The 16,726-nt window shown below is 61.7% G+C and carries 15 protein-coding genes; 5 read left to right on the top strand and 10 right to left on the bottom strand.

Features of this window, described 5'->3' with window-relative positions; translation table 11 throughout:
* The first annotated feature begins 56 nt into the window (after positions 1-56).
* Positions 57-3,350: an efflux RND transporter permease subunit gene (locus tag ACFSDX_RS04690; protein WP_382312026.1), complete on the top strand. Its 3,294-nt coding sequence runs from the start codon at positions 57-59 to the stop codon at positions 3,348-3,350.
* Positions 3,351-3,509: 159 nt separating this feature from the next.
* Here ACFSDX_RS04690 and ACFSDX_RS04685 read toward each other — a convergent pair whose 3' ends face one another.
* Entirely contained in the window at positions 3,510-3,902 is a 393-nt protein-coding gene (locus tag ACFSDX_RS04685; protein ID WP_382312025.1) for a DUF779 domain-containing protein, read from the bottom strand.
* A 113-nt stretch (positions 3,903-4,015) separates the two neighbouring features.
* On the bottom strand, positions 4,016-5,545 hold the full coding sequence (locus tag ACFSDX_RS04680; RefSeq protein ID WP_382312024.1) for an aldehyde dehydrogenase family protein: 1,530 nt from the start codon (positions 5,543-5,545) through the stop codon (positions 4,016-4,018).
* Between the two features lie 195 nt (positions 5,546-5,740).
* Between ACFSDX_RS04680 and ACFSDX_RS04675 the strand changes: the two genes are divergently transcribed.
* Positions 5,741-6,676 (top strand): AraC family transcriptional regulator, encoded by a 936-nt coding sequence (locus ACFSDX_RS04675; RefSeq protein WP_382312023.1) that lies wholly within the window; start codon positions 5,741-5,743, stop codon positions 6,674-6,676.
* Between the two features lie 84 nt (positions 6,677-6,760).
* Here ACFSDX_RS04675 and ACFSDX_RS04670 read toward each other — a convergent pair whose 3' ends face one another.
* A complete protein-coding gene (locus ACFSDX_RS04670; protein WP_382312021.1) occupies positions 6,761-7,279 on the bottom strand; it encodes a GreA/GreB family elongation factor in 519 nt (172 codons plus the stop codon).
* Positions 7,280-7,402: 123 nt separating this feature from the next.
* Here ACFSDX_RS04670 and ACFSDX_RS04665 point away from each other — a divergent pair, with 123 nt between their 5' ends.
* Positions 7,403-8,647, top strand: coding sequence for an MFS transporter (locus ACFSDX_RS04665; RefSeq protein WP_382312020.1), 1,245 nt, complete (start codon positions 7,403-7,405; stop codon positions 8,645-8,647).
* Here ACFSDX_RS04665 and ACFSDX_RS04660 read toward each other — a convergent pair.
* The 4 genes from ACFSDX_RS04660 to ACFSDX_RS04645 form a co-directional block, all read right to left on the bottom strand.
* Positions 8,644-8,931: a hypothetical protein gene (locus ACFSDX_RS04660; RefSeq protein ID WP_382312019.1), complete on the bottom strand. Its 288-nt coding sequence runs from the start codon at positions 8,929-8,931 to the stop codon at positions 8,644-8,646. The two genes, ACFSDX_RS04665 and ACFSDX_RS04660, sit on opposite strands and share 4 nt — an antisense overlap.
* 97 nt (positions 8,932-9,028) lie before the next feature.
* The gene (gene rfbD / locus ACFSDX_RS04655) at positions 9,029-9,883 is read right to left on the bottom strand and encodes a dTDP-4-dehydrorhamnose reductase (RefSeq protein WP_382312018.1); all 855 of its coding nucleotides are present in this window, start codon (positions 9,881-9,883) and stop codon (positions 9,029-9,031) included.
* Positions 9,884-10,020: 137 nt separating this feature from the next.
* Positions 10,021-10,938 carry a TIGR03915 family putative DNA repair protein gene (locus tag ACFSDX_RS04650; RefSeq protein WP_382312016.1) on the bottom strand — a complete coding sequence of 306 codons (918 nt, stop codon included), beginning with the start codon at positions 10,936-10,938 and terminating at the stop codon, positions 10,021-10,023.
* 72 nt (positions 10,939-11,010) lie between these two features.
* Positions 11,011-11,889: an alpha/beta fold hydrolase gene (locus ACFSDX_RS04645; protein WP_382312015.1), complete on the bottom strand. Its 879-nt coding sequence runs from the start codon at positions 11,887-11,889 to the stop codon at positions 11,011-11,013.
* A gap of 207 nt (positions 11,890-12,096) precedes the next feature.
* Between ACFSDX_RS04645 and ACFSDX_RS04640 the strand changes: the two genes are divergently transcribed.
* Positions 12,097-12,468, top strand: coding sequence for a cupin domain-containing protein (locus tag ACFSDX_RS04640; RefSeq protein ID WP_382312014.1), 372 nt, complete (start codon positions 12,097-12,099; stop codon positions 12,466-12,468).
* A 20-nt stretch (positions 12,469-12,488) separates the two neighbouring features.
* Here the strand turns inward: ACFSDX_RS04640 and ACFSDX_RS04635 are convergent, their stop codons facing one another.
* Genes ACFSDX_RS04635 through ACFSDX_RS04625 form a run of 3 tightly spaced genes read right to left on the bottom strand, consistent with a single transcriptional unit; the run spans position 12,489 to position 14,480 of the window.
* On the bottom strand, positions 12,489-12,704 hold the full coding sequence (locus tag ACFSDX_RS04635) for a hypothetical protein (RefSeq protein ID WP_382312013.1): 216 nt from the start codon (positions 12,702-12,704) through the stop codon (positions 12,489-12,491).
* 55 nt (positions 12,705-12,759) lie between these two features.
* On the bottom strand, positions 12,760-13,155 hold the full coding sequence (locus ACFSDX_RS04630; protein WP_382312012.1) for a hypothetical protein: 396 nt from the start codon (positions 13,153-13,155) through the stop codon (positions 12,760-12,762).
* A gap of 56 nt (positions 13,156-13,211) precedes the next feature.
* A complete protein-coding gene (locus tag ACFSDX_RS04625; RefSeq protein ID WP_382312011.1) occupies positions 13,212-14,480 on the bottom strand; it encodes a putative DNA modification/repair radical SAM protein in 1,269 nt (422 codons plus the stop codon).
* 216 nt (positions 14,481-14,696) lie between these two features.
* Here ACFSDX_RS04625 and ACFSDX_RS04620 point away from each other — a divergent pair, with 216 nt between their 5' ends.
* Positions 14,697-16,652, top strand: a complete 1,956-nt coding sequence (locus ACFSDX_RS04620; protein WP_382312010.1) for a BamA/TamA family outer membrane protein — start codon at positions 14,697-14,699, stop codon at positions 16,650-16,652.
* The last annotated feature ends 74 nt before the right edge of the window (positions 16,653-16,726 follow it).

Genomic DNA, 16,726 nt, shown 5'->3' with positions numbered 1-16,726 from the left:
AGCATGACGGGGCGTTATTTAACTAACTGCTCACAAGGCATTTATTCTTATCCTGAATGATATCTGACGTTTTTATACGCCGACCGGTCACGGCCATCGTCGTGTCGATAGTGCTGGTGCTGCTGGGCGTGTTGTCGCTTAGGAGCCTGCCCATCAGCCAGTACCCCGATATTTCGCCGCCCGTGGTGCAGATTTCGGGTAGCTACACCGGTGCCGATGCCCTCACGGTAGAGCAAACCGTACTCACGCCCATCGAGACGCAGGTAAACGGTACGCCGGGCATGGCCTACCTCTCGTCGAACGCGACGAGCGACGGGCGCATCTCGTCGAACGTGACCTTTGAGATTGGCACCAACGTGGACATTGCGACGCTCGATGTGCAGAACCGCGTGAGCGTGGCCCAGCCCCAGCTGCCCGACGAGGTCAAGCGCCTGGGCCTAACGGTGAAAAAGCGGAATCCGACCATCCTGATGGTGGTGGCGCTGTACTCGCCTAAGAAAAGCCACGACGTCAAGTTTCTGGACAACTACACCAACATCTACATCCGCGACGCGCTGCTGCGGGTGAAGGGCGTGGGCGACGTGCAGAGCATCGGCCAGGACTTTTCGATGCGCGTGTGGCTCAAGCCCGACCGCCTGGCCCAGCTCGGCCTCAGCGCCGCCGACGTGACCACCGCCTTGCAGGAGCAAAACGTGCAAGTGGCAGCCGGCTCCATTGGCTCGGCCCCGCAAACGAGCGCGCAAGCCTTTGAGTATTCACTTTTTGCGAACGGCCGCCTGAGCACGGTGCAGGAATTTGAGAACATCATCGTGCGCACCAAGCCCCAGGATGGCTCCATCGTGTACCTCAAGGACGTGGCCCGCGTGCAGCTCGGCAGCTTCTCGTATTCGCAGACTTCCTTCGTAAACAGCAGCCCTTGCACGATTTTGCTCGTGAACCAGGTGCCCGGCGGCAACGCCCTCGAAACGGCCGACGGCGTGTACGCGGCCATGAAACAGCTGCAAACTAAGTTCCCGCCCGATATCGCTTACAGCGTGCCGTTTGAGTCGGTGTCGGTGGTAGAGGTGTCCATTCACGAAGTGGTCGAAACCCTGGTTATCGCTCTGCTGCTGGTGACGGTGGTGGTGTTCGTGTTTCTGCAAAGCTGGCGGGCCACGCTCATTCCGGTGCTGGCGGTGCCGGTGGCCATTGTGGGCACGTTCATTCTGTTCATCCCACTGGGCTTTACCATTAACACGCTGACGCTATTTGGCTTCGTGCTGGCCATCGGCATCGTGGTCGATGATGCCATCGTGGTGGTGGAGGCCGTGCAACACTACATCGACACCGAAAAAATATCGGCGCGCGAGGCCACCGAAAAGGCCATGAAAGACATAACGGCGCCGGTTATTGCCATCGCGCTCATCCTGGCGGCGGTGTTCGTGCCGGTGGGCTTCATCCCCGGCATCGTGGGCAAGCTCTACCAGCAGTTTGCCGTTACCATCGCTATTTCGGTGGTGCTGTCGGCGTTTATCGCGCTCTCGCTCACGCCAGCCCTCACCTCGCTCATGCTGCGGCCCACCGAGCAAACGGCCGACTCCAAAGGTCTTAACAAGCTGTTTTACAAGTTTAACCAGTGGTTTGAGCGCGTCACGAAGTCCTATGCCAACGGCGTGCGCAAGGCTTTGCGCTTTGCGCCGCTGGTGGGCATTTTGCTGCTGGGCGTGTACGGCGGCACGTTTGCGCTGTTCCGCACCAAGCCTTCGGGCTTTATCCCGACCGAGGATGAGGGCCGGCTGTTCGTGGCGGTCGAGCTGCCGCAGGGCGCGTCGGGCATTCGGACTCAGACAGTGCTGGCGCAGATGGCCCAGATTATCAAGCAGAAAGTGCCGACCGTGCAGAACATAGTGGGCATTAGCGGCTTGAACGCGCTTAACTTCTCGTTTAAGTCGAGCAGCGCCACCATGTTTTTGCAAATGAAACCCTGGGACGACCGTAAGGAAGAGTCGCAACAGCTGTTTGGCGTGATTGCGCAGCTGCAAAAGGAGTTTTCCGTCATCAAGGGAGCCAATATCGTGGTGGTACCGCCGCCGGCCATTCCGGGCCTAGGCAACACGGGCGGCTTCAGCTTTATGCTGGAGCAGCGCGAAAGCTCGACCGACATCAAGGCGTTTGAGGCTACGGTCAACAAGTTTGTGGGCGCAGCCAACCAGCGGCCCGAAATCGGAAGTGCCTACACCTTCTTCACCGCCAAAACCCCTGGCTACCAGCTCACCGTGAACCGCGAGCAGGCCAAAAAGCTCGGCGTGCCGCTCACCAGCGTCTTCAATGCCATATCGACCTACCTAGGCAGTACCTACGTCAACGACTTCACCAAGTACGGGCGCAACTTCCGGGTGGTGGCCCAGGCCGACACTAGCTACCGCCAGGATATCACGGCGCTCAACTCGTTTTACGTGGCCAACCAGGCGGGCGGGCAGGTGCCGCTTAGCTCACTTGTGACTTATAAATTGGTTGAAAACGCACCGCTTATCTCGCACTACAACCTATTCCGCTCGGCCGAAATCAACGGCGATGCCAAGCCCGGCTACAGCTCGGGCCAGGCCATTGCGGCCTTGCAAGAGGTAGCGGCCCAAACCCTGCCCGCCGATTACGGCTTTGACTTTTCGGGCTTGAGCCGCGAAGAAATCAGCGCGGGCAACAGCACGGTTATCATCTTTGGGCTCTCGATTTTGTTCGTGTTTCTGCTGCTGGCGGCGCTCTACGAAAGCTGGTCGGTGCCGTTCTCTGTGCTGCTGGCGGTGCCCCTAGGTATCTTCGGCGCCATCGTGGCGCTCACGCTGGTGCCCAAGCTCACCAATAACGTGTACGCTCAGATTGGTATGATTACGCTCATCGGCCTGGCGGCCAAAAACGCCATTCTGATTGTGGAGTTTGCCAAGGAGCGCGTGGATACCGGGATGCCCGTGCTCGACGCCACGATGCAGGCCGTGACGCTGCGCCTGCGGCCCATTATTATGACCTCGCTGGCCTTCATTCTGGGCGTACTGCCGCTGGCCTTTGCCTCAGGCGCGGGCGCCGTATCGCGCCAAACAATAGGATGGACGGTGGTGGGCGGCATGCTGGCGGCTACCTTCCTGGCCATCTTCGCCGTACCGGTATTGTTCCTGAATATCACCAACTTTGCCTACGGCAAAAAGAAGCTCGCCGAGATATCGGCCAACTACAAGCCCGAGGAGCACGGCCACGAAGGCCACGGCTCGCAGGAGGGTAGCACGCCGCCCGCTGGCCCGTCGGAGGCTAATACGAATGACGTGGCGACGGAAGAGCGCAAGCGCAAGGACGAGACACCGCCGGAACTGGGGACCTAGGGCTCACTTGGCGCTCGCTCAAAAATCGTTCGTCATGCGGAACGCAGTGAAGCATTTCTACCGCACCGTTGGATTACTAACCAAACGGTACGGTAGAGATGCTTCACTGCGTTCCGCATGACGAACGGTTTTTGAGCTACTGCTTAGTAGGCAGCAACCTCACGCCTCCACCGGGTACTCGTCGCCCGCGAAAACCGGGGCCATGTCCTGCTCCTCCGCTTCCGTAAACAGCCGCGAGCGGATGAGAAACCGCACCCCTAGGGGGATTTCCAGCGAGAAGCTGGCGCCCCGGCCCTTCACCACGTCCACCGTGAGTTGGGTGTGCTTCCAGTACTCGAACTGGCTGGCACTCATGAAGAAATCGCAGCCGTGGATGCGGCCCAGCCACACGTCGTTGCCGCCCACCCGAAACTCGCCCTTGGCAAAGCACATCGGCGACGAGCCATCGCAGCACCCGCCGCTCTGGTGAAACATGAGCGGGCCGTGCTCGTCGCGCAGCAGGTCAATGGTAGCTTCGGCGGCGGTGGTGACGAGGACGCGAGGGGTGGGCATAAATGTGCGGTAAGCTTTAGCTTACCGTTGAGTGATAGGAATGAAAACTGCCGCCAGTTATTCCCAGCGGCAGTTTTTGAGGTATTTACGGCAAGCTGAAGCTTACCGCACAGCTAAAAGAACCCTAATTTCTGCTGGCTGTAGCTAATCAGCATGTTCTTGGTCTGGCGATAGTGCCCCAGCATCATCTTGTGGTTCTCGCGCCCAAAGCCCGAGGCCTTGTAGCCGCCAAACGGCGCGCCGGCGGGGTAGTCGTGGTAGCAGTTGACCCACACGCGGCCGGCCTGAATGGCGCGGGGCACCTCGTAAAGCTCGTGCGCATCGCGGGTCCACACGCCGGCCCCTAGGCCGTAGAGCGTATCGTTGGCCAGCTCGATGGCTTCGGCCACCGTTTTAAAGGTTGTCACCGACACTACCGGCCCGAATATTTCCTCCTGAAAAATCCGCATCTTGTTGTGGCCTCGGAACATGGTGGGCTGAATGTAGTAGCCCTCGGCCAGGGCGCCATCTTCCTGGCTGTAGGCCTCGCCGCCGGTCAGCACCTCGGCACCTTCGGCCTTGCCGATTTCGAGGTAGCTCAGGATTTTCTCGAACTGGTCGTTGGAGGCCTGCGCACCCATCATCGTGTTCATATCAAGCGGGTTGCCGAGCTTAATGGCCTTCACGCGGGCAATAACGCGGGCAATAAACTCGTCGTAGATGTCTTCGTGAATCAGCATCCGCGAAGGACAGGTGCAGATTTCGCCCTGGTTGAGGGCGAACATCACGGCGCCCTCGATGGCCTTGTCCAAAAAGTCATCATCGGCGTCCATTACGCTTTTGAAGAACACGTTGGGCGACTTGCCACCCAGCTCCATCGTCACCGGAATCAGGTTTTCGGCGGCGTACTGCATGATGAGGCGGCCGGTGGTCGTCTCGCCCGTGAAGCTGGCCTTTTGGATGCGCGGCGACGAGGCCAGCGGCTTGCCAGCTTCGAGGCCAAAGCCATTGACCACGTTGACCACGCCGGCCGGGATGAGGTCGCCAATCAGCTCCATCAGCACCATGATACTGGCGGGCGTTTGCTCGGCGGGCTTCATCACTACGGTGCAGCCGGCGGCCATGGCGGGCGCGAGCTTCCAGGTAGCCATCAGCAGCGGGAAGTTCCAGGGAATAATCTGGCCCACTACCCCCAGGGGCTCCTGAATATTGAGCGATACGGTGGTGGCATTCAGCTCGGTAGCGCTGCCCTCCTCGGCCCGAATGACGCTGGCAAAGTAGCGGAAGTGGTCGACTACCAGCGGCATGTCGGCGTAGGTAGTTTCGCGGATGGCTTTGCCATTTTCCACGCACTCCACGGCCGCCAAGAAGGGTAGGTTTTCCTCGATGCGGTTGGCAATCTTATTAAGAATATTGCTGCGCTCGGTGGCCGAGGTTTTGCCCCAGGTCTTGAACGCCTCGTGAGCCGCGTCGAGGGCGAGGTTGATGTCCTCCTTGGTGCTGCGAGCTACTTTGGTAAAGGCCTTGCCATCAATGGGCGACGGGTTATCAAAATACTGACCCTTAACCGGGGCCACCCATTTACCACCAATGAAGTTGTCGTAGTGATTCTTGAACTGGGGGCGCGCCACTAGCGTGGTGGGCGCTTCGAGAACTTCTGCCATAATGCTGCGGGAATTTTAGAAGGGTTGAAGAACAAGGCAAAGGTGGCCCGTTACCCTTCCGTGAAGGCTGTGGTATTCTCGCAAAAAATGTTGAAATTGCCGCATATTAAAGTGAGTACTTACTCACGTACAAATCGTTTGTCATTGCGAGCGGAGCGCAGCAATAACAAACGGCTCCTCCCTCTCCCCTCCCCCATGCCCACCCGCGTTCATTTGCCCGCTGCCGTGCCGCCCCTGGCGCTGGAGCGGCTGCACTCTTTGGTTGAAAACCGGACGGTTTTTGCGCTTGAAGCGTTTGAGCTCAATATTTTTGAGACCCACCGCCCGGCTCTGCGCGTACCGCTGCGCCTGGAGGGGCTGGCGCTCACGACCATGTTACGCGGCAAAAAAGTGATGCACCTGCCCGGCCGACCAGCTTTCGACTACCTGCCCGGCGAGTCGGTGGTAGTGGGCGAGGATGAGCTGATGGAAATAGACTTCCCCGACGCCTGCTTGTGCCAGCCTACGCAGTGCCTGGCCGTGGCCATCGCCCCCGACAGCATTCGCCAAACCATCGACTTGCTCAACGAGCACTACCCGCGCCTCGAAGCCCACCAGCCCTGGGCGCTGGCCGGCCCCGAGCACGCCCACCTCACCAACACGCCCGAGCTCACCAGCACCCTAGAGCGCCTGGTGGCCGTGTCGCGCACCACTGATGCCGCCAAGGACGTGCTGGCGGGCTTCACGTTACAGGAGCTGTTGGTGCGCCTGATGCAGACGCAGGCTCGGCAGCTGCTCTTTCAGGATTATACCAAACACCTTACCACGCATCGTTTTGCGGCGGTGGTGCAGTACATCAAGCAGCACCTCGCCGAGCCGCTGCCAGTGGAGAAGCTGAGCGCGGTGGCGTGCATGAGCAAGGCCACGTTCTTCCGGCTGTTTAAGCGCGAGTTTGGCCTGACGCCCGTTGAGTACATCGTGCGCGAGCGGCTGGCCGAGGCCAAACGCCTGCTGTGCCACCCGCTGGCCACCGTGGCCGAGGTGTGCCTGCGGGCCGGCTTCAACAACCTGTCGTATTTCCAGGCCTTATTTAAAAAGTGCGAAGGGCTGACGCCAGGCGCGTATAAGAAGCAGCACACGCCACTTAGGTAGGTTAGGCCGTAGCACGGACTTTTAGTCCGCGAGTTAAGGTGCTACTACTTGCGGACTAAAAGTCCGCGCTACGGCCTAACCTACCTAGGCGTAGCTGATGTGCACTACTTCTACCGTCTCCGGTTTTGGCCCTAGGGGCAAGCTCACCGCCTGCCCCAGCTTAGCCCCGACCAAAGCGCGGGCAATAGGCGCCACAAAGCCCACTTTGCCCGCCGCCACGTCGGCTTCATCGACGCCCACCAGCGTAAAGGTGCGCTCGGCTCCTACCCGGCCCCCGCTTAGGGTGCGGAGCGTAACGGTGGCGCCGAAGCGGACTTCGCCGGGCGGCTGGGTACTGGGGTCGATGAGCTTGGCGCTGGCCAGGCGCTCGGTGAGCAGGGCCAGGCGGCCATTTAGCAGCGACAGGCGGTGGGTGCGGTCGGTGTCATTGTCGCGATTGGCGGCGGCCTGCGCGCGGGTAGTTTCGAGCGTGGTTAGCTCGGCTTGCAGCTGGGCGAGGCCCGTGGGGGTCACGTAATTGGGGGTGCCGGCGGGTAGCGCGGCGCGCGGCGGCACGATGGGCGGCGTTTGCGCATCGTCTTCTTTCACAAATCCTCGGCTCATGCCCGGCAAACGCAGCGCCACCGGGCAAGTTGCGGCGGGCGTGTAACTATCGCGGCTCTTCAGGAGTTAAGTCCTGCTCTTTATCTGATAATTGCTATCGCCGCTTCCCGTTTATCGCCTCCCATGTCTGATACGTTAATTACGCCGCGCGCCACCACGGCGGTCCCGGCCGCCCGGCAGCTCGATGCCGCGCTGGTTTGGCTGATGGCCCTCACCTGCGGGCTAGTGGTGGCCAACATCTACTACAACCAACCCCTGCTGGCGGCCATCGGCCGCACCTTCCACGTTTCGGACAGCCGCGCCAGCCTCATTGCCACCGCCACGCAGGTCGGCTACACCCTAGGAATGCTGCTGGTGGTGCCGCTGGGCGATATGCTAGAGCGCAAGCGCCTGATGCTGTGGATGCTGCTGGCGGCGGCCGGCTGCCTAGGCGCCGCGGCCGTGGCTCCCACGTTTGTGCTGCTGGCCGTGGCCAGCGTGCTCATTGGCATCTGCTCATCGGTGCCGCAGCTGCTGCTGCCCATGGCGGCCACCCTGGCGCCCGAGGCCGACCGCGGCCGCATTGTGGGCCGCGTAATGAGCGGCCTGCTCATCGGTATTCTGCTCTCGCGCACGGTGAGCGGCTACGTGGGCGCGCACCTAGGCTGGCGCTTTGTATTTGAAGGCGCGGCCGCGCTGATGCTGGCGCTGGCGGCCCTGCTGGCCTGGCGCTTGCCCCGCGACCGGCCCGCTTTCCAGGGCAGCTACGCTTCGCTGATGCAGTCGCTGGGCACGCTCGTGCGCGAGCTGCCCGCCCTACGGCGCTCGGCGCTGGTGGGGGCGGCCATCTTCGCTTCCTTCAGCGTTTTCTGGACTACCCTCACGTTTTACCTCGCCGGCCCGGCCTACCACTACGGCAGCGATGTAGCCGGCTTTTTTGGCTTGGTGGGCGCCCTAGGGGCCCTGGCCGCGCCCCTGGCCGGCAAGGTGGCCGACACGCGGGGGCCGCGCTACGCCATCACGGTGGGCATCGTGCTGGCCCTGGTCTCCTACGGGCTGCTCGGCGTGGGCGGCGGCTACCTCGTGGGGCTGGTGCTGGGCGTTATCCTGCTCGATGTGGGCGTGCAGTCGGCCCACATCTCTAACCAAACGCTGGTGTTCTCGCTGCGCCCCGAGGCCCGTAGCCGCCTCAATACTGTGTACATGACGGGTTACTTCACGGGTGGCTCCCTAGGTTCGGTCATCGGCGGCCTGGCCTGGATGCACTTCGGCTGGCCGGGCGTGTGCGCCACGGGCGGCGCTTTTGTGGTGCTGGCGCTAGTGGCGCACCGGTATTATGGGCGGCCGGCTTCCCAGGCTGTTCTGCCCACAGCGGCTACTCAACCCTAGGTAGCAGCTTGAGCCGCACTCTCAACCGGAATCTCGGTGCCGTACAGCTTATTCAGGGCGACGCCTCCCCGGCGCAACGTTTCTACGGCATCCTGGCTGATTGTTAGCATAACGCCTTCGTAGGAAGTAGTTTCTACTTGTTTTACCGCCACTTTTAGCTGCCCAAACACAAGCCAGTCGCCGGCTTTGATGACAGTAGAAGGTGGGTAGACCCGACCCGTGAGCAGAAAATCGCTGCCGCTAGGTTGGTTGCGAAACGAGATTCGGAGGAGAAATATAGCCATGTGCTGCGCAAATAGGTTGAGCCAAATAACTTGTTGCGAGGCTCTGAAAAAAGCAACTGCCTAGGTGTTGGCCCAGGCAGTTGCTTTACAAAACAGCTTAGCCCAGCCGCCCCAGGCACGTCTGCAAACTGGTGCGCCAGTGCGGAATCGCGATGCCTAGGGTCTGCTTCACTTTGGTTTTGTCCATCACCGAGTAGGCGGGGCGGGTGGCTTTGGTGGGGTATTCAGCGGTGCGGATGGGCGTTGTTTTCACCTCCGTGTGGCTCAGCTCGAAAATGGCGGTGGCGAAGTCGTACCACGAGGTAACGCCCTCGTTGCTATAGTGGTAGAGGCCGTAGGCAGTGCTCTGCTGCTCGATGATAGTGAGGATACAGCCAGCCAGGTCGATGGCGTAGCAGGGCGTGCCCGTTTGGTCCCAGATGATGCGCAGTTCGTCGCGCTCGCGGCCCAGCTTGAGCATGGTTTTCACGAAGTTGTTGGCATACTCGGAGTACAGCCAGCTGGTGCGCAGGATGAAATACTTATCAGTGAGGGGCGGAATAACCTGCTCACCCTCCAGCTTGGTGAGGCCGTAAACGCTGATGGGCTCGGCCGGGTCGGTTTCGACCAGCGGCTGGTTGCCGGTGCCGGCAAACACGAAATCGGTCGAAATCTGGATGAGCACGGCGCCAAACTCGCCGCACAGTCGGGCCAGGTTTTCGGCGCCGTCGCGATTCACCTTGCGGGCTATGTCTACTTCATCCTCCGCTTTATCCACGGCCGTGTAGGCGGCGCAGTTAATGGCGTAATCTGGCTTGTGCTGCTCGAAAAGGCTCCGCAGGCCCGCAGGATTTAGGATGTTAGCTTGGTCCTCGGGCGGAAAAATCAGGCCCGGCGTATTGCGCTCTTTGGCTACGTGCGCCAGGCACTGCCCCAATTGGCCCGAGGCCCCAAAAACCAAAATAGTACTCATGTCCGGCGTTGCGTGAATTTGCGTTGAGCGCGCAAATTACGGCATCTCAGAGTAGCGCGGGCTTTCCATGCGCCCGCGTCCGCGCGCGCCTAGGTGCACGCAATCGGGCAAAAACGCGGGCGGACTAAAAGTTGGCCCTACTCGCTCGGGGCGTTAGGCCCGCGCTTGTTTTTGATGGGCTCGAAGCGGCGCTCACGGGGCTGCTTTTCGCTCAGGTACTTCCAGTAGCGGCGCGGCATGTGGCGGTTGTGCAGCTTGAGGTTCTTGCGCTCGGGGATGTTGACGTGGTCGAAGTAGGCCTGCCACAGGATTTTGAACAGCGGCTCACGCTCGTCGAGCACCGTGGCCGAGAGCTCGCCCCGGCGCAGGGTAGTAGCACCGCCGGCCTCAAAGCTCACGACATCGGTGCGGGTAAGGTCGTAGTACAGCCCGTAGTGGCGGCGCTTATCAAAAATGAGCCAGCGCTGGTCGGCGTAGCGCTTATTGAAGTGACTGGCGATGAGCGGCAGCACGTCAAAATCGGGCTCAATGGTGGCGTGGAATAAGCCGTCCTGCGCTTTCTCAAACCGCACGAAGGCTTCCATGCGGTGCTTCTCACGAAACATCTGCTGGGCCAGGCGCTGGCAGCGGCGCACGGTGGCGTCGGCGTAGTTCTCGGAGATGTCGCGGCCGGTGCGCAGCGCCATGTCGGCGTAGCGAAAAATGAGTAATTCGCGCTCCGGGTCTTCGCTCAAAAACACGTGGTAGAGCCGCGCCCGCGCCGGCTCGGGCATGAAGCGCAGCAGGCCATCCCAGGTGCGGGTAGCCAGCGCGTCGTCGGTGTCGATGGCCACGGCCTGGGCAAACAAGCCGCCCTGCGAAGCCTCGGCGGGCTGAATACTATTGGGCGCCGAGCGGCGGTCGTAGATACGAAACAGCACCGTGAGCAAGCCCTCGAAACTACCGTCGTAGGTGTAGTCAGCGGGCGGGTTGCGCAGCTCAGGCGCGGCCGGGCGCGGAGCTACCGGGCCCACGGCCGTGTTCGTAGGGCGGTTAAGCGGCGTGAGTTGGCTCATAGTTTTTTTCTATGTTATAAGGAGCGCGTTTTGTCATGCTGAGCATGACGACCACTATCAAAGCAAGTCCTGCTAAATCGAGCTATCTGTACCCTCCGATTGCAAAAACTGCAACAGTAACTCGTTGACCGCGGCCGCCTCTTCGAGGTGCACCCAGTGCGTGGCCTGCGGAAAGTAGTGCAACGTAGCCTGCGCGCATTCGGCTAAGCTAAGCTGGGCAAACTTCTTATTCAAAAACGCATCGCGCTCGCCCCAAAGCACTTGCACCGGCCCTCGGATGCGCGGCCAGTCGCCGACGGGTGGCCGCGTCAGCGCCCGGTACCAGTTCAGCATGGTGGTGATGGCGCCGGGGCGGTTCCAGGCGGTTTTGTAGCGCGCTACCTCGGCCGCGCTGAAGGTGCCAGGGCGGCTGGAGCGCACCAGCATTTGGGCGCCAAGCTGCCAGTTGCGGCGGCTAATCAAGCGCTCGGGCAGGCCCGGCAATTGAAAAAAGGCGATGTACCAGCTGCGCAAAAGCTGGTCGGGCGCTTGCCACAGGTTCGGCAGCACCGCCCTGGGGTGCGGCACGTTAATGATGGTAGTGCGGGCCACCCGGCTCGGGTGATGCGCCGCTAGGTACCAGGCCACAATGGCGCCCCAATCGTGGCCCACCACGGCGGCCTGCGCCCGCCCCGCCGCGTCGATAAGCCCGATGATATCGGCGGCCAGCGTGGGCAGCCCGTAGCTTTCGACGCCTAGGGGCTTGTCGCTCAGGTTATAGCCGCGCTGGTCGGGCACCCACACGCGGTAGCCGGCGGCCACCAGCGCCGGCAGCTGCGCCCGCCAGCTGTACCAATATTCGGGAAAGCCGTGCAGCAGCACCACCAGCGGGCCAGCGGCAGGGCCGCACTGCACCACGTGCAAGCGCAGGCCGTTGGTAAGTACATCGTGATGTTCCAGGGGGTAGTCCATAGCGGCTTGTACCCGGCGGGGGCGCCCTAGGGTTGCGGCCGCGCTTTCTGGGGAAGGAGGATGCCGGGGGCGCAACCAGCCGCCTACCTGGTTTTCCGCGGCTGGCGCCGGCCCGCCAGCTTAGCCCTAGGTGGTTTGGCGGCGGCGCCCAAGGGCGAATACTGGCTGGTGCATATCTTCGCCGCATCCCACTTACTCCTTCGCCCCATGGCTACTACCGACCTCCTGGCCCCGCTCCCCAACGCCGACCACCGCGAAATGGGCGGGGTACTGATTGACACCGTGCGCACCGGCAACTCGCGGGTCAAACGCATCGTGTACCCGGCGGGCTTTCGCTGGTCGCAAAACATGAAGCCGCTCATCGGTACCGAGCTGTGCCAGCACGCGCACGTGGGCTTTCTGGCCAGCGGCCACCTGCGCATCGAGTACGCTGATGGCGTAATTGAAGACTTCGTGGCCCCGCAAGTGGTCGCCATTGCCCCCGGCCATGATGGCTGGGTGGTCGGCACCGAGCCGGCCATCCTCATTCAATTCGACTTTGAGGGCGAAACCGTGGCGCGTCTCGGCTTGCAGCGGTAGCTGGCAGCGCCAGGCGCTACCTAGGCGGCTACGCTCGGGGCGACCTCGGCAGCGAGGCGGGCCGTGCGGGCGGCATCGTGCAGCTGCCGCACCATGGGCATCAGCTCGCTGAGGCGGCAGCAGCACGACAAGCGCGGAGCCTTGTCAAAAGAAGCCAACACCAGCTCGGCGGAGTGAATTAGCGCAGCTTCTGGCAGGGCGGCTACGTCGGCGAGGGCACGATGGGTAATTTGCATGGCGAGAGGGGCCGCAATGGCCTGAGTGGATAGCATTTCGGCCTTTAGGGCCGGCTTAGTTTACCACCACCGTGTCGGTGATGAAAGTATTGTTACCAGTCAGAAACTGAATTCGATACGTACCGGCCGTGGTGGCCTTAAACTCATAGGTAGTCTGCGAAACTGTTGTGGTCGTGTTGCAGGCGCAGCCGCTGTAAGTCCCCGACACGCCCACTTGCACGGTGTTGCCGTTGGGCACGGCCACTACGCTGCCAAGCGTGCCGCAACTGCTGCCGAGCGTGTAGCCAACCGCAAACACGGCGGGCTGATTGACGCCCACCGTGCGCGGCCCAATGGCACTCACGATGGGCGCGAAGCTCGTCGAGTTGCACGTCGGCTCCTGCGTCGTGAGGCAGCCCGTGAGACAACTGGCACCTAGGGCGATGGCGGAGAGAACTACTAAATTTTTCATAACAGTAAGAGAGCAATCAAGCACTTGGTAGTTGCAAGTTGACCTCGCTGTTTGGTTTACCCCGCTTGGGCAAACAAGTCGAGCTGCTGCGTTACGAGGGCCGAGCGCACGGCCTTGCCCCCAAACAGTATCTGCCGGCGAATCTGCTGCTCGTCGAGCTCGCCCAGGCGGGCCGGCGCCGAGCCGCGGCAGGTGAGAAAGTGCTTGGCGCGACGCATCACCACGCCGAGCTGCTTGAGCGTTTCGGCGGTGAGGGGCCCGAAGCGGCGGGTCTGGATGATGCGCTCGACCGAGCGCGCGCCCACACCCGGAATGCGTAGTAGCATGGCCCGGTCGGCCACGTTCACGTCTATCGGGAAGAGGTGACGGTTGCGCAGGGCCCAGGCCAGCTTGGGGTCTACTTCGAGGTCGAGGTAGGGGTGCGCGGGGTCCAGGATTTCGTCGGCTTCGAAGCCGTAAAAGCGCATCAGCCAGTCGGTTTGGTACAGCCGGTGCTCGCGTACCATGGGCGGCTGGGTCACCTGCGGCAGGCGGGCGTCGTCGGTGATGGGCACGTAGCCCGAATAGTACACCCGCTTCAGACCGTAGCCCTGGTAAAGGCTGTCGGAGAGCTTGATGATTTGGAGGTCGTTTTCGTCGCTGGCGCCCACGATGAGCTGCGTGCTTTGGCCGGCGGTGGCAAACTGCGGCACCTTCTTAAAGAGCGCCTTTTCCTCCTTGTTCTGAATAATACCGTCGCGAATCTGACCCATCGGGGCCAGAATCTCGGCGTAGTTTTTCTCGGGCGCCAGGTTTTGTAGGGCCAGCTCAGAGGGCAACTCGATGTTCACGCTCAGGCGGTCGGCGTAGAGGCCAGCTTCCGCAATCAACTCGGGCGAGGCGCCCGGAATGGTTTTGACGTGGATGTAGCCGTTGAATTTATGCTCGGTGCGCAGCTTCTTCACAATGCGCACCAGGCGCTCCATGGTATAGTCAGGCGACGAGAAAATACCGCTGCTCAAGAATAGCCCCTCGATGTAGTTGCGGCGGTAGAAGTTGATGGTCAAATCCACCACCTCCTCCACTGTGAAGGCGGCGCGCTTCACGTCGTTAGAGCGGCGCGACACACAGTAGGCACAGTCAAAAATGCAGTGGTTGGTGAGCAATATCTTGAGCAAGCTCACGCAGCGGCCATCCTCGGTATAGCTGTGGCAGATGCCCATGCCCTCGGCGTTGCCGAGGCCCTTCTGCTCGTTTTTACGCTTGCCACCGCTGCTGCTGCACGATACGTCGTACTTGGCAGCATCGGCTAGTATGCTTAGCTTTTCCTGAATGCGCTCGTTCATCTGACTAAGGGGGTTAGCGGGGGTAAAACTACTGTTTGCCGTTGATATTAGCAAGCAACTTATAAGCTAATTTTTTTGGAAATGGTTCCGGTTTTTCCTACGTGGCCGGCAAGAAGCCAGCCCAAGGCGCCTAGGTGGTTGGCACTCATCAAACCACGGTCTTAGCGCGGGTACTGCGGCCGGAGCCGTAACTTGCAGGGAGTGCGTGTGCGCCCTATGCTGAGGTTTATTTCCCACCCCTTCTGCGTTCTGCTGCTTGGCTGGCTGCTCGTGCTGAGCGGCGCGGGGCCGGCGTGCGGGCAAGAGTTTACGCCGCGCGTGGCCGTGCCGCCCGACTCGCTGCGGGCGGCCGAAGAAGCACCGGAGCTGCCGGCTGACTCCCTAGGTCGCCGCTTCGATGAGAACCGCCTGCGCCTGAGCTTGCAGCGCTACACCCGCCGCAAAACCATTGCGGGCCGGGCGGTGGCCGCTTTTTTCCGGCTCACGCGACCTAGGGAAGAAGACCGCGGCCTCGATGCGGTGCTGCTCAACCGGCAGTTCGACCAGCACAATTTTAAGATTGTGCGCCGCGTCACCATCACGCCTCTCGACGCCTTTGGCTATAGCCTAAACGACTCGCTGCGCCGGCCGCGCACGCTGCTCGAAAAGGCCGGCAACGCCATCCACATTCGCACGGCGCAGTCGCGCATCCGGCAGCTCTTGCTCTTTAAAATAGGGCAGCCGCTGCTGCCGCAGGCCCTGGCCGAAAGCGAGCGCCTGCTGCGCCAAACCGATGAGCTGCTCGATGCCCGGGTGGTGGTGAACGACCTCACGGCAGGCCGCGACAGCGTGGATATTCTGGTGTACACCACCGACGTATTCAGCATCACGGCGGGCTACGATTTTCGCTCGCCCACCCAGGCCATCGTCACGGCCGGCGACCAGAATTTTCTGGGCCTAGGGCACCAGTTCGACAACCGCTACCAGTACGGGCGCGACCTGCCGCAGGACTGGGGCTACGAGGGCACGTACCGGGTACCGTTTCGCAACTTCGTGTACGGCCGCGGGTATTACTTTAATGAGTTCGAGTCGCACTCGGGGGGCGTGGCCGTGCAGCGCGATTTCTATTCGCCCAGCGCCCGCTGGGCGGGCGCGCTCTCGCTCGATGCCATCAATCTCCGTATTGTGCTGCCCCGCGATGCGCCGCCCCAGGAGGGCCAGCAGCCCAATTTTCAGTTTCGCTCCTACACCAGCCAGAGCCTGTGGGTGGGCCGGGCGTTGCGCCTGCGCTCCTACGACCTAGGCTACGAAAACCCCGGCCGGGTGATTGTGGCGGCCAGCGTGCTGCACGAAAACCACACCACCAACCCCACCAACACCCCCGACGACCGCACCCGCACCCTGTACCTAGGCACGGTGGGCTACTCGGTGCGCCGCTACTATAAGGATAAGTACCTCTTCGGCTTCGGGCGCACCGAAGACGTGCCGGCGGGCACGCTGCTCAGCCTCACGGCGGGCATGGAGGCCAACCCCGTGGGCGCCCGCCGCTACTTCGACGTGCGCGTGGCCACGGCCGGCTACTCCGAGCGCCAGGGCTATCTGTTTGGCAGCCTGAATTTTGGCACTTTTCAAGACGTGGCCACCGGCAAGTGGGAGCAGGGCCTGCTCACCGGGCAGTTTCTGTACTTCACGCGGCGCTACCGGGTGGGCAACTACCAGAGCCGGCACTTGCTAAATGCGCGCCTCACGGCGGGCTTCAACCGCTACCCGGCTGAGGTGCTGCTCAGCGGCGTGGGCGGGGCGGGCGGGGCGGTGCGCGGCTTCCAGCCCGCCGGCCAGATACTGCCCACCAGCCGCTTCACCACCAGCTATGAGGGCACCGTGTACACGCCGCTCTCGCTGCTGGGCTTCCGAATGGCGGTGCTGGCCTTTGCCGACGTGGCCTTTATCAACCAAACCATCGGCGGCGGCTCGCCCTTCGGCACCCAAACGCCCTACACGGGCTTTGGCATCGGGTTTCGCTTCCGCAATGAGCTGACGGTGCTGCGCACCTTCCAGATACTACTGGGTTTTTACCCTAGGGGCCAGCTCGCGCCCAATGGCGTGCGGCTGTTCGAAACCTCGCGCGACTCGTACCAATTCAGCGACTTCAGCTTTGGGCAGCCCAGCGTGGTGCGCTACGACTTGCAGTAGCGCGGGCAATAAGCTGGGCCATTTGAAAACTTTTTGGTTGAGGAACCGTTTACTATCTACATTGATTGCACACA

The organism is Hymenobacter bucti (assembly GCF_042681145.1).
Taxonomy (GTDB): Bacteria; Bacteroidota; Bacteroidia; order Cytophagales; family Hymenobacteraceae; genus Hymenobacter; species Hymenobacter bucti.
This window is presented reverse-complemented; position numbering and strand designations above follow the sequence as displayed.

Bases quoted from the DNA above. Each gene is read 5' to 3' on its own strand.
- ACFSDX_RS04690 (WP_382312026.1), top strand. From the start codon at position 57: ATGATATCTGACGTTTTTATACGCCGACCGGTCACGGCCATCGTCGTG.
- ACFSDX_RS04685 (WP_382312025.1), bottom strand. From the start codon at position 3,902: ATGCCCACCCCTCGCGTCCTCGTCACCACCGCCGCCGAAGCTACCATT.
- ACFSDX_RS04680 (WP_382312024.1), bottom strand. From the start codon at position 5,545: ATGGCAGAAGTTCTCGAAGCGCCCACCACGCTAGTGGCGCGCCCCCAG.
- ACFSDX_RS04675 (WP_382312023.1), top strand. From the start codon at position 5,741: ATGCCCACCCGCGTTCATTTGCCCGCTGCCGTGCCGCCCCTGGCGCTG.
- ACFSDX_RS04670 (WP_382312021.1), bottom strand. From the start codon at position 7,279: ATGAGCCGAGGATTTGTGAAAGAAGACGATGCGCAAACGCCGCCCATC.
- ACFSDX_RS04665 (WP_382312020.1), top strand. From the start codon at position 7,403: ATGTCTGATACGTTAATTACGCCGCGCGCCACCACGGCGGTCCCGGCC.
- ACFSDX_RS04660 (WP_382312019.1), bottom strand. From the start codon at position 8,931: ATGGCTATATTTCTCCTCCGAATCTCGTTTCGCAACCAACCTAGCGGC.
- rfbD (WP_382312018.1), bottom strand. From the start codon at position 9,883: ATGAGTACTATTTTGGTTTTTGGGGCCTCGGGCCAATTGGGGCAGTGC.
- ACFSDX_RS04650 (WP_382312016.1), bottom strand. From the start codon at position 10,938: ATGAGCCAACTCACGCCGCTTAACCGCCCTACGAACACGGCCGTGGGC.
- ACFSDX_RS04645 (WP_382312015.1), bottom strand. From the start codon at position 11,889: ATGGACTACCCCCTGGAACATCACGATGTACTTACCAACGGCCTGCGC.
- ACFSDX_RS04640 (WP_382312014.1), top strand. From the start codon at position 12,097: ATGGCTACTACCGACCTCCTGGCCCCGCTCCCCAACGCCGACCACCGC.
- ACFSDX_RS04635 (WP_382312013.1), bottom strand. From the start codon at position 12,704: ATGCAAATTACCCATCGTGCCCTCGCCGACGTAGCCGCCCTGCCAGAA.
- ACFSDX_RS04630 (WP_382312012.1), bottom strand. From the start codon at position 13,155: ATGAAAAATTTAGTAGTTCTCTCCGCCATCGCCCTAGGTGCCAGTTGT.
- ACFSDX_RS04625 (WP_382312011.1), bottom strand. From the start codon at position 14,480: ATGAACGAGCGCATTCAGGAAAAGCTAAGCATACTAGCCGATGCTGCC.
- ACFSDX_RS04620 (WP_382312010.1), top strand. From the start codon at position 14,697: ATGCTGAGGTTTATTTCCCACCCCTTCTGCGTTCTGCTGCTTGGCTGG.